Source organism: Micromonospora sp. NPDC004336, assembly GCF_053602615.1.
Window position 1 is genome coordinate 1 of sequence record NZ_JBSGDY010000181.1, and the last position, 11,095, is coordinate 11,095.

The 11,095-nt window shown below is 75.0% G+C and carries 6 protein-coding genes and 3 pseudogenes; all 9 read left to right on the forward strand.

The genetic code is table 11. From position 1 onward, the window contains the following. Window positions 1-494, forward strand: a pseudogene (locus ACWENR_RS26340) (hypothetical protein); the annotation flags it as partial. A 185-nt stretch (window positions 495-679) separates the two neighbouring features. Further along, window positions 680-901, forward strand: a pseudogene (locus tag ACWENR_RS26345) (VWA containing CoxE family protein); the annotation flags it as partial. A gap of 168 nt (window positions 902-1,069) precedes the next feature. Next, window positions 1,070-2,140: pseudogene (locus tag ACWENR_RS26350) on the forward strand (vWA domain-containing protein); the annotation flags it as partial. A gap of 15 nt (window positions 2,141-2,155) precedes the next feature. After that, window positions 2,156-3,265: an ATP-binding protein gene (locus tag ACWENR_RS26355; protein WP_452279645.1), complete on the forward strand. Its 1,110-nt coding sequence runs from the start codon at window positions 2,156-2,158 to the stop codon at window positions 3,263-3,265. Beyond that, window positions 3,262-6,087, forward strand: coding sequence for a hypothetical protein (locus ACWENR_RS26360; RefSeq protein ID WP_452279646.1), 2,826 nt, complete (start codon window positions 3,262-3,264; stop codon window positions 6,085-6,087). Before ACWENR_RS26355 ends, ACWENR_RS26360 begins: the two co-directional genes overlap by 4 nt. A 40-nt stretch (window positions 6,088-6,127) precedes the next feature. Beyond that, window positions 6,128-6,568 (forward strand): MerR family transcriptional regulator, encoded by a 441-nt coding sequence (locus ACWENR_RS26365; protein ID WP_452279647.1) that lies wholly within the window; start codon window positions 6,128-6,130, stop codon window positions 6,566-6,568. A 221-nt stretch (window positions 6,569-6,789) separates the two neighbouring features. Further along, on the forward strand, window positions 6,790-7,845 hold the full coding sequence (locus ACWENR_RS26370) for an NADPH:quinone oxidoreductase family protein (RefSeq protein ID WP_452279648.1): 1,056 nt from the start codon (window positions 6,790-6,792) through the stop codon (window positions 7,843-7,845). 504 nt (window positions 7,846-8,349) lie between these two features. Continuing rightward, window positions 8,350-9,561, forward strand: a complete 1,212-nt coding sequence (locus ACWENR_RS26375; protein ID WP_452279649.1) for an RNA polymerase sigma factor — start codon at window positions 8,350-8,352, stop codon at window positions 9,559-9,561. Window positions 9,562-9,753: 192 nt separating this feature from the next. Next, the gene (locus ACWENR_RS26380; protein ID WP_452279650.1) at window positions 9,754-10,887 is read left to right on the forward strand and encodes a carboxylate-amine ligase; all 1,134 of its coding nucleotides are present in this window, start codon (window positions 9,754-9,756) and stop codon (window positions 10,885-10,887) included. The last annotated feature ends 208 nt before the right edge of the window (window positions 10,888-11,095 follow it).

Here is an 11,095-nt window from a genome sequence, read left to right on the forward strand (position 1 = left end):
AAACGCTCGACCAGTGCGTGGACCAGACCCCGGCGGGTCTGCCGGGAGCCTGGCTCCCCGGTCATCGTCGCGGCCACGACGCCGAGCCTACCGGCGCGGCGGCGTCGGCGCCGCTGGACCGGCATCCGGCCGGGATCGCGGAGCCCGTCCTGCTGGAGGGCTACGCGGTGCGCGACGACGAGGGCGCGCTCACCGTCGAGCTCGACGGCCATCCGCTCGCCGTCGCGGTCGACCGGCTGCCGTCCTGCGGCCCGGTCACGCCCGAGCTGGTCGCGGCCTCGTCCGCCTGCCTCGGCCTGCTGCGGTGGGACGACGGCCGATGGCTGCTCCAGCCGCTGGCGGTGCAGTCCACCGTCAAGCGCAAGCCGGTCGTCGCCCACACCGGCGACTGGGCCCGGGGGATCACCGACCCGAAGGTGGCCAAGGCCGACGCCAGGGCGGGCGACGCCGTGGCGGTGCTGCGCGAGCGCGCGGGACGGTTGCTGCGCCGATGACCGACTCCCGCACCCCCGCTGACGCCGCTCCCGATCGCACGGGCGGCGCTCCAATCTCCGCTGACGCCGCTCCCACGTCCGCTGACGCCGTTCTCGACCGCGCGGGCGGCGTTCCCACCCCCGCTGACGTCGTTTCCGGCCGCGCTGGCGGCGTTTCCGACCGTGCCGGCGGCGAGCGCGTCGGCGTGGCCCCCGTCGACCGCGCCGACGCCAACCGCCGCCAGGTGCTCTACTGGCGGTTGCTCGCCCGGCTCTTCGACCCCGACGAGCAGCCCGCCCTGGAGTCGGCCAGCATGGCGGTCGTCGACGATCTTGGCCTGCCGGCCGCGCTGCTGGACCCGGCGGTGTCGGTGGACACGGTCGTCCAGCGCTTCCCGGACCTCGCCGGCGAGCTGCGCGGCCTGCTCGAACCGGGGCAGGAGCCGGCCACGGCCGGCGGGCCAGCCGCGCGGTCGAGCGCCGAAGTGGGCCGCGAGGTGCTCGCCGGTGCGGGTGGAGCCGGCGTCGACGCGGCGGCCGGGATGGACGGCGGGTCCGCCGAGGTCGGGACGGGCGGCGACGCGCCGGCCGTCGCGCCGGGCGCCGCGGAGGTACGCCGGGCCGCGCTGGTGTCGAAGCTGCTGCTCAACGTGTTCGCCACCGGTCACGGGCCGGTCGACGCCGGCCAGTTGGCCCGGTGGCAGTCCGACGCGGGCTGGTTCGAGCAGGCGCTCGGCCTGGAGGCCGGCGGGCTGCGCCGGCAGGCCGGCGGCGACGGCCTGGGCGGGGTGCTGGCCGGCCTCGAGGGCGATCTCGTCCGCCGGATGCACCTGCGGGAGGTGCTCGCCGATCCGGCCCTGGCCAGCCGGTTGACGCCGAGCATGTCGCTGATCGAGCAGTTGCTGCGGGACAAGGCCAACCTCTCCGGCGTGGCGCTGGCGAACGCCAAGGCGCTGATCCGGCGGTTCGTCGACGAGGTCGCGGAGGTGCTGCGTACGCAGGTCGCCCAGGCCAGCGTCGGCGTCGTCGACCGGTCGGTGCCGCCGAAGCGGGTCTACCGCAACCTCGACCTCGACCGCACCATCTGGCAGAACCTGACCAACTGGAGCCCGGAGGACGAGCGCCTCTACGTCGACCGGCTCTACTACCGGCAGACCGCCCGCCGGGTCACGCCGGCGCGGCTGATCGTGGTGGTCGACCAGTCGGGCTCCATGGTCGACTCGATGGTCAACTGCACCATCCTCGCGTCGATCTTCGCCGGCCTGCCGAAGGTGGACGTGCACCTCATCGCGTACGACACGCGGGCGCTGGACCTCACGCCATGGGTGCACGACCCGTTCGAGGTGCTGCTGCGCACCAACCTGGGCGGCGGCAACGACGGCCCGGTGGCGATGGCGCTGGCCCGCCCGAAGATCGTCGAACCGAAGAACACGGTCATGGTGTGGATCTCGGACTTCTACGAGTTCGACCGCTCCCAGCCGCTGTTCGACGGCATCGAGGCGGTGCACCGCTCCGGGGTGCGGTTCATCCCGGTCGGCTCGGTCAACAGCTCGGGCCAGCAGAGCGTCAACCCCTGGTTCCGGCAACGCTTCAAGGACCTGGGCACGCCGGTGGTCTCCGGCCACATCCGCAAACTCGTCTTCGAGCTCAAGAGCTTCCTCACCTAGGAGAACGAACCCCTCATGTCCGAGATGCTGCGTGCCCCCGCCGAGGTCAAGTACGCCGAGGAACTCGCATACCTGGAGTCGGTCGACACCGACCCGAAGCCGTTCTCGTGGCGGCTGAGCCCCCGCATGGTCCGCCTGTTCGTCCTCGGCTCCGAGCGGGCCGACGGGCTCGACCGGGAGATCCCGCAGAAGTGGTTCGGCGACCGCACGTTCGTCGAACGGAGCATCGTGACCCTGGCGTCGGACCGCGGCCTGCTGCTGATCGGCGACCCGGGCACCGGCAAGAGCTGGCTCGCCGAGCTGCTGGCCGCCGCGATCTGCCGCAACTCGACCCTGGTGGTGCAGGGCACCGCCGGCACCACCGAGGACCACATCAAGTACTCGTGGAACGTCTCGATGGTGATCGCCCGGGGCCAGTCCCGGGAGTCCATGATCCCGTCGCCGATCATGACCGCGATGGAGCAGGGCGTGATCGGCCGGTTCGAGGAGCTGACCCGCTCCACCAGCGACGTGCAGGACGCGCTGATCTCGATCCTGTCGGAGAAGTACGTCTCCATCCCCGAGCTGGACCACGACAACATCGTCTTCGCCAAGCCCGGCTTCTCGATCATCGCCACTGCGAACAGCCGGGACCGGGGCGTGAACGACCTCTCCTCCGCGCTCAAGCGGCGGTTCAACTTCGTGCGGATCCCCGTGGTGACCAACAAGCGCAGCGAGGCCGAGATCGTCCGCTTCCGCACCGAGGAGCTGCTGCGCCGGCACCAGATCGCCCTCGACGTGCCGCCCAACCTGCTGGACATCCTGCTGCAGAGCTTCGCCGACCTGCGCGCCGCCGCCGCCTCGGCGACCAGCGACGACGAGAAGCTGGAGTCGGCGCTGTCCACCGCCGAGCAGATCGGCGTCCTGGAGGACGCCATCCTGCACAGCCAGTTCTTCGGCGACCGCACCCTGCGCGCCGCGACGCTGGCCGGCTCGCTGGTGGGCTCGCTGGCCCGGCGCAGCCCGGAGGACCTGGCGATCCTCAACAAGTACCTGCACGGGGTCGTGGAGCCGCGCGCCAAGCAGGACGGCGGCTGGGAGGGCTTCCTCGACGGCGGCCGCCAGGCGATCGCCTCCCTGTCGTGACCGCCCCCACCGAGGCCGGGCCATTCGGCGCGTTGCGCCAGCAGCTCACGGCCGCCGCCACCGCCTTCGCCGGCGACCCGGGTGCCGTCGCCGACATCCTCGCCGGCATCGTCGACGACGTCGACCGGGCCCTCGGCGAGGAACTGGAGATCTTCCCGGTCTGCCACCACTCGCCGGCCTCGGCGCTGGCCATGGCCCGCCGGCTGCGCGCGAAACAGCCGAAGGTGATCTACCTGGAGCTCTGCGAGGACCTCCAGCCGCTGCTGGGCGAGCTGCGCAACTGCCGGCTGCCGGTGGCGGTGCAGGCGTTCGCCTCCGAGCTGGAGGGCTTCCCGGCCGACTGGGGGCCGCTCAGCGTCGTCGCGCCGATCACCGAGGCCAGCGCCGAATACCAGGCCATCGCGTACGCGGCGGAGACGCCGGGGGTCGAGCTGGTGCTGGTGGACCGCTCGACCGACCACGTCTTCCAGTGGTCGCCGCGTCGTCCCGGCGACGCCGACGAGACGCCGGCCGACGGCGACGCCGAGCCCGCCGCCGGCGCGGGCGAGGAGGCGGCCCTGCACGGGGACGCGGTCGGGGTCGAGATCGGCGACCTGCGGCCCCGCTTCGCGGAACTCGAGGCGTACCTGCTGCACCACGGCAAGGTGCGGCACTGGTCGGAGTGGTGGGACCAGTACGTCGAGCAGCCGCTGGCCGACGCCGACCACGACACCTACCGACAGGTGATGGTGCTCATCGGCAGCCTGTTCCGGCGGCTGCGCCCGGCCGGGGCGGACGGGCGGGACCGCGACGCGGACCGCGAGCGCTACATGTGGACCCGGATGCGGCAGCACCTCGCCGCCTCCGGGGCGGATCCCGCCGACTGCCTCTACGTCTGCGGGGCGTTCCACGCCGCCAGCCGCGTCGAGCAGTTCGGGCTGCGCTCCGACGCACCCTTCGAGATCGGTCCGCGTACCCGCACCCGGTGGCACTACGGGCTCATCCCCTCCAGCCACTCCGCCATCGAGGCGCAGTTCGGGCTCGCGCCCGGGTCGGTGTCGATCGCCTCGGCGACCTGGAGCAAGGCGCTGGCCCGTACGGGGCTGACCCCGTTCCGGCTGTCGGGGCAGCGCGGCGCCCGCACCCGGGCCGGCCGCCGCCGCGCCGCCGCGGCCCCCACGCCCGCCGCCCCCGTCGCCGACCGGCTCTCCGGTTTCCTCGGCCGGCCGCCGGCGGCGCAGGGCCTCGACGAGGCCGAGCTGCGGGGCTGGTGCGTCGACATCGTCCGGCTGGCCCGGCGCAACGGCTACCTGGCCAGCACCGCCGACGCGATCGCGGTCTTCGAGACCTCGATCCTCCTCGCCGGCCTGCGCAACCGCGCCCGGCCCACCCCGTACGACTTCGCCGACGCGGCCGTCACCTGCATCGAGAAGGACGTCGTCCCGGGGCGCCGGGACGTCCGCCGGCTCTGCGAGATCCTGTTCGGCGGCGACCGGATCGGCCAGGTGGGCTACGAGGCCCTTCCGCCGCTCGCCCGCGACGTCCACGACCGGCTCAGTCCCCTCGGGCTGGACCTGGAGAAGCGTACGATCCAGCGCGCCCTGCTGGACCTGCACGCCGAACCCGCGCTGGCGCCCTGCTCCGACCTGCTCTGGCGGCTGCGGCGCCTGCTGCCCCCCGACGCGGTACGACCCATCATGGGCGAGCGCCGGCTGGGACACCGCTCGATCCAGGAGAGCTGGGACCTGGCCCTCGGCCGCCACCAGCGGGCGCTCATCGAGCTGGGCTACGAGGGCGTCACCGTCGAGCAGGTGCTGGAGCAGCGCCTGCGCCGGGCGGTCCGGGCTCCGGACGCCACGGCCTCGGTCGCCCTGGCGGCCGTCGAGGACGCGGTCCTGCTGCTCGACAACGCGCGCCTCGTCGACGAGCTGGGAAACCGGGCGGTGGAGCTGCTCGCCGCCGAACGCACCGTCGACGACGCGCCCGAGGTGCTGCGCCGGATCCGGCGGCTGCTGGCCCACCACCGCGCAACCGGGTCGCTGCCGGCGTGGTGCGAGGCGTTCGTGACCACCGGATACGCGCACTACTGCACGCTGCTGCCCATGGCGTTCCTCGACGACGACAGCGGCGTGCGGCAGGTCGGGGCCATGCTGGGTTTCCTGTTCGGCATGGAGAGCCTGGCGGTCTCGCTGGGCTGCGACCGGTCGCAGCTCGAACTCGCCGTCGCGCAGTCCCACCCGGAGGCGCCGGCCAAGGTCGCGCTGCTGTGGGCCGCCCGGCACCAGTTGGGCCTGCTGTCCCTGGCCGAACTGCGCGGGCGCTGCGCCGAGCTGCTCGGCAACCCGCTGGTGGTGCCCGCCTTCCCGCAGTACCTCGGCGGGTTCGTGCAGGCGCTGGAGCCGGTGCCGGGGCTCGCCCCGTTCGTGGTGGAGGTGATGTCGTCCGCGTTCGCCCGGCTGCCCGACCCGGTCCTGCTGCCCTGGCTGCCCACGCTGATCACCACCCTGCGCGACCACGGCCCGGAACTGGTGCCGCTGCTGGTCCGCGAGGCCGGCCGCACCTTCCCGGGATCGCTGCCCGCGCTGGACTCCTGGGTGCCGCCGTGGGAGGCGGCGCCGGCCCCGCCGCCGGCGGTTCCCGCCGTCGCGTCCGGGCCGGTGACGGCCCTGCTGACCGGGCATCCGGAGCCGGTCGACGCCGTCGCCGCGCTGCTCGGCTGCGCGGGTGACTGGCGTACGCCGGACGACACCGCGACCGGCGTGCCGGCGGGGCTGGCCGCGCTGGTGGCCGCCCACCCGGAGCCCACCGACGCGGTGGCGGCGCTGCTCGGGGCCGGGTCGTGACGGCGCGGCAACGGCCCCTCGACCCGCCGGGGGATGTCGCGTGAGGATCGGGGAGCTGGCGCGGGCGACCGGCGTGAGCGTCCGCGCGCTGCGCCACTACGAGCAGGAGGGGCTGATCCTGCCCCGGCGGGACGGCAGCGGCTACCGGGACTTCGACGACGGCGCGGTCGAGGCGGTACGGCAGATCCGCGGGCTGCTCGACGCCGGCCTGCCGATCCGCCTCATCCGGGAGATCCTGCCCTACCTCGACGGGCCGGCGGACCTGTTGCCGCAGGTGCCGTGCTCGCACATGATCGAGCAGGTGGCCCGCCAACGGGACCAGCTCGATCGCCGCATCGGGAGCCTGACCCGCAACCGCGACGCCCTGAGCACCTACCTGCGGGCCGCCCGAACTGCCGCCGGCGCGACCGTGGCGTGCGCCGACACCACCTGCACCACAAACCCGGCCCGCCCGCCCGAAACCCCCGCCCCAACCCCGTAACCCCCCCCCGCCCCCCCCCGCGCCCCTCCCGCGCCCCTCCCCGCGCGTCGATCTTGCACTTTCTGCCCCGACTTATGGGGTGAATCGCCCGTATCGAGGGCAGCGAGTGCAAGATCGACGCGGTGGGAGGGTGGGGAGGGCGGGAGGGGAGAGGGGTGGGGGAGGGGGGCGTCACAGTGGGCTTGACTCTGACGCTTACGGCAGGGTTTTAGCCTCCGGGCATGACTTCTCGCACCGATGTATCTCGTCCGGCGAACGCCCCGACGGCCACGGCCGTCCTGCCGTCGGGCATTCCGGCCACCATGCGTGCCCTGCGGCAGACCACCCTCAACGGCCCGCAGGACATGCGCCTCGTCACCGACGCGCCCGTACCGGCCCCGGGCCCGGGTGAGGTGCTGATCCGGGTCGGCGCCGCGGGCGTCAACTTCGCCGACGTCATGCAGACGCGCGGCACGTACCACGGTGGACCGCAGGCGCCGTACGTCGCCGGCTTCGAAGCCGCCGGGGAGGTCGTCGCGCTCGGGCAGGGGGTGACCGACCTCGCCCTCGGCGACCACGTCATCGGCGCCGGGGCCGGCGCGTTCGCCGAATACCTGGCGCTGCCCGCCGCCGGCACGGCGCGGGTGCCGGCGGGCTGGACGGACGAGCAGGCGCCGGGTCTGATCCTCAACTGGGCCACCGCGCTCGCCGCGCTCCGGCCGCTGGGCCGGCTCGCCGCCGGCGAGACGGTGCTGGTCCACGCGGCGGCGGGCGGGGTCGGCCAGGCGGCGGTGCGGATGGCCCGGCACTACGGCGCGACCGTCATCGCCACCGCCTCCGCCGGTAAGCACGACACGGTGCGGGCGCTGGGCGCGCACCACGTCATCGACTACCGCGAGGCCGACGTCGCCGCCGAGGTGCTGCGGCTGACGGACGGCAGGGGCGCCGACCTCGTGCTGGAATCGGTCGGCGGCGCCACCTTCCGCGCCAGCCTGGACGCCGCCCGCCGGGCCACCGGCCGTGTCGTCGTCTACGGTGTGGCCAGCGGCGAGGCCACGATCAGCAACTGGGAGCTGAACTTCACCCACCAGATCCACCTGATCGGCCTGCACATCGGCGTGCTGGCGCAGCACGCGCCGGCGGTCTTCGCCGAGCTGACCGACGAGCTGTCCGCGCTGATGGCCGCCGGGGTGCTCACCCCCGGTCGACCCACCGTCTACGACCTGGCCGACGGGCCGAAGGCGCTGGCCGCGCTGGAGGCGCGAGCCACCGTGGGCAAGCTGGTCCTGCGGCCCTGAGCGGACGGCTGGCCGGTCCGCCGGAACGACCATGGGCCGTAGCCGCCCCGGCGTAGGCCGGACGGCCGATTCCGCTGTGCACCGGGTCGCCGGAACGACCATGGGCCGGACCGCCCCGCCGTGGGCCGGACCGCCCCGCCGTGGGCCGGACGACCGATCCCACTGTGCACCCGGGTCGCCGATGCCGCTGTGGGCCGGGCGACCGATGCCGGCATGGGCCGGGCCGCCGATGCCGACGTACGCCGGGCCGTCGATGCGGCCGTGGGCGGACCGCCGGCCCGGCCCGCAGCGCGAAAGCTGCGGTGCCTCGTCGATCCGGGCCGCGATGGTTCGTGTAAGAGATGAGGAACCGGGCGGCGGTGCCGCCCCCGGGAGGCGTGGGGAAGTGATGAGACGGTACGTGCTCAGCGGCCACCAGCCCGGCGGCGACGGGACGCACGATCCGGGGTTCCGGGCCACCGCGCTGCCGACCGAGGCGCGCCCGTTCCGGGGCGGAAGCTGACCATGCCCGACGTGGAGGCGGTGTTCCGCGCCGAGTACGGCCGCGCCGTCGCCGTCCTGGTCCGCCTCCTCGGCGACATCGACCTCGCCGAGGAGGCGGTGCAGGAGGCGTTCGCCGTGGCGGTGGCGCGGTGGCCGGAGACCGGGCCGCCGCCCAGCCCGGCCGGCTGGATCATCACCACCGCCCGGAACCGGGCGATCGACCGGCTGCGGCGGGAGGCGTCCCGGGCCGACCGGCAGGCCCAGGCCGCCCTGTTGCACGCCCGCGACGTACCGGCCGGGGAGGGACCCGTGCGCGACGACGGGCTCCGCCTGATCTTCACCTGCTGCCATCCGGCACTCAACCCGGCCGCCCGGGTCGCGCTGACCCTGCGGCTGCTCGGTGGGCTGACCACCGCCGAGATCGCCCGGCTCTTCCTCGTGTCGGAGGCGACCATGGCCCAGCGGATCGTCCGGGCCAAGGCGAAGATCCGTGCCGCCCGCATCCCGTACCGGGTGCCGCGCGACGCCGACCTGCCGGACCGGCTCACCACCGTGCTGGCCGTGCTCTACCTGATCTTCACCGAGGGGCACACGGCCGGCTCCGGCGACCGGCTCGTCCGCGACGACCTGTGCGCCGAGGCGATCCGGCTGGCCCGACTGCTGGTCGAGCTGATGCCGGACGAGCCGGAGGCGTCGGGGCTGCTGGCGCTGATGCTGCTCACCGAGGCCCGCCGGCCCGCCCGTACCACCGCCGGCGGCGTCCTGGTGCCGCTGCCGGAGCAGGACCGCCGCCGGTGGGACGCCGGGCTCGTCGCCGAGGGCCAGGCGCTGGTCCGCCGCTGTCTGCGCCGGGACCGGCCCGGGCCGTACCAGATCCAGGCCGCGATCGCCGCCGTGCACAGCGACGCGCCCGACGCCGCCGGCACCGACTGGGCCCAGATCCTCACGCTGTACGACCAGCTCGCCGCGTACGCCCCGGGGCCGGTGGTGGCGCTGAACCGGGCCGTCGCGCTCGCCGAGGTGGCCGGGCCGGAGGTCGCGCTGGCCGCCGTCGACCGCCTCGACCTGGCCGGCTACCACGTGTTCCACGCCGTCCGGGCGGACCTGCTGCGCCGGCTGGGCCGGGCGGGGGAGGCGGCGCAGGCGTACCGGGCAGCCGCCGCGCGGACCGACAACGCGGCCGAACGCGCCTTCCTGTCCACGCGGGCGGCTTCGACCCTGACGGGCGGATGACACCCGGACCGGCCGGCCCGGTTCCCGGTCGACCGCCCGTCGACCGGTCACCGTCAGGTCGTGGCCCGTCGACCGGTCACCGCCAGCCGGCGCCCTCGCCTGCGCGTTTGCCCGGTCGTCGGGCCGGGAACCCCGGGTCATCCGGCAGCGCGGCGCCCGGCGCGCCGCCCGAGGAACGGACGCCGAGCACCCATGACGTACCGTCCGGCAGTCGCCACCGCCTCCAACCCGACCACGCTGACGCTCGGGGTGGAGGAGGAGTATCTCCTGCTCGACCCGCGCACGGGGGAGAGCCTGCCGGTTGCCGACCGGGTGCTGGCCGCCCTGTCCGGGACGGCCCGGGACCAGAGCCGCCAGGAGTTTCGGCACAGCATGGTGGAGATGGTCACGCCGGTCACCGCCGACCTGGCCGAGCTGCGTGCGCGCCTGGTGGCGCTGCGCCGATCCGCCGGCGACGCCGCCGAGGCCGCCGGGGCCCGACTCGTCGCCGTCGGTGCCACGCCCGTACACGAGCCGCACCGGACGGTACCGGACAAACCGCGCTACCACGCCATGTCCCGGCGGTTCGGGCCGGTCGCGCACGACCCGGCCGTCTGCGGCTGCCACGTGCACGTCGGGATGCCCGACCGTGAACTTGCCGTCCAGGTCTGCAACCACCTGCGCCCGTGGCTGCCGGTCGTGCAGGCGATCACCGCCAACTCGCCGCTGCACGACGGCCGCGACACCGGGCACGCCAGTTGGCGCTCCATGCAGCTGGAACGCTGGCCCAGCATCGGGCCGACCCCGCACTTCGAGTCGGTCGCCGACTACGAGGCGACGGTGGCGGACCTGATCAACGCCGGGATCATGCTCGACGCGGCGATGGTCTACTGGTACGCGCGCCCGTCGGCCGCGTACCCCACGGTGGAGGTCCGGGTGGGCGACGTGTGCCCGGCTGTGGACGACACCGTGCTGGTCGCGGGTCTGGTCCGCGCGCTCGTCGCGACGCTGGCCGACGATGCCCGCGCCGGGGTCCCCGCCCGGCGGATCCGCGACTGCCTGGTCTCCGCCGCGCACTGGCGGGCCGCCCACGACGGGCTGGAGGGCGACCTGATCGACCTGCGCGCCGGCGTCGCCCGTCCCGCCTGGGACCTGGTTGGCGACCTCGTCGACACGGTGACGCCGGCGCTGGCCCGGCACGGCGACCTCGACTACGTACGCGACCAGCTGGTCCGGTTGCGCCGGGACGGCAACGGCGCCGCCCGGCAACGCCGCGTCATGGCACGGACCGGCGACGACGTGCGGGCCGTACTGGACCACCTGGCCGCCGAGACCCGCGCCGGCTGAGCCGTCCCGCCACCCGCCACCCGAGCACCCGCCCACCGCCCAAACCGAACCGACGGTGCGCCGCCCGCCGCCTGCCGCCCGCTGCCCGCCGCCCGCCGGCCGCTGCCCGCCGCCCGCCTGCCGGCCGCCTGCCCGCCTGCCGGCCGCCTGCCCGCCTGCCGGCCGCCTGCCCGCCTGCCGGCCGCCTGCCCGCCTGCCGCCCGCCGCC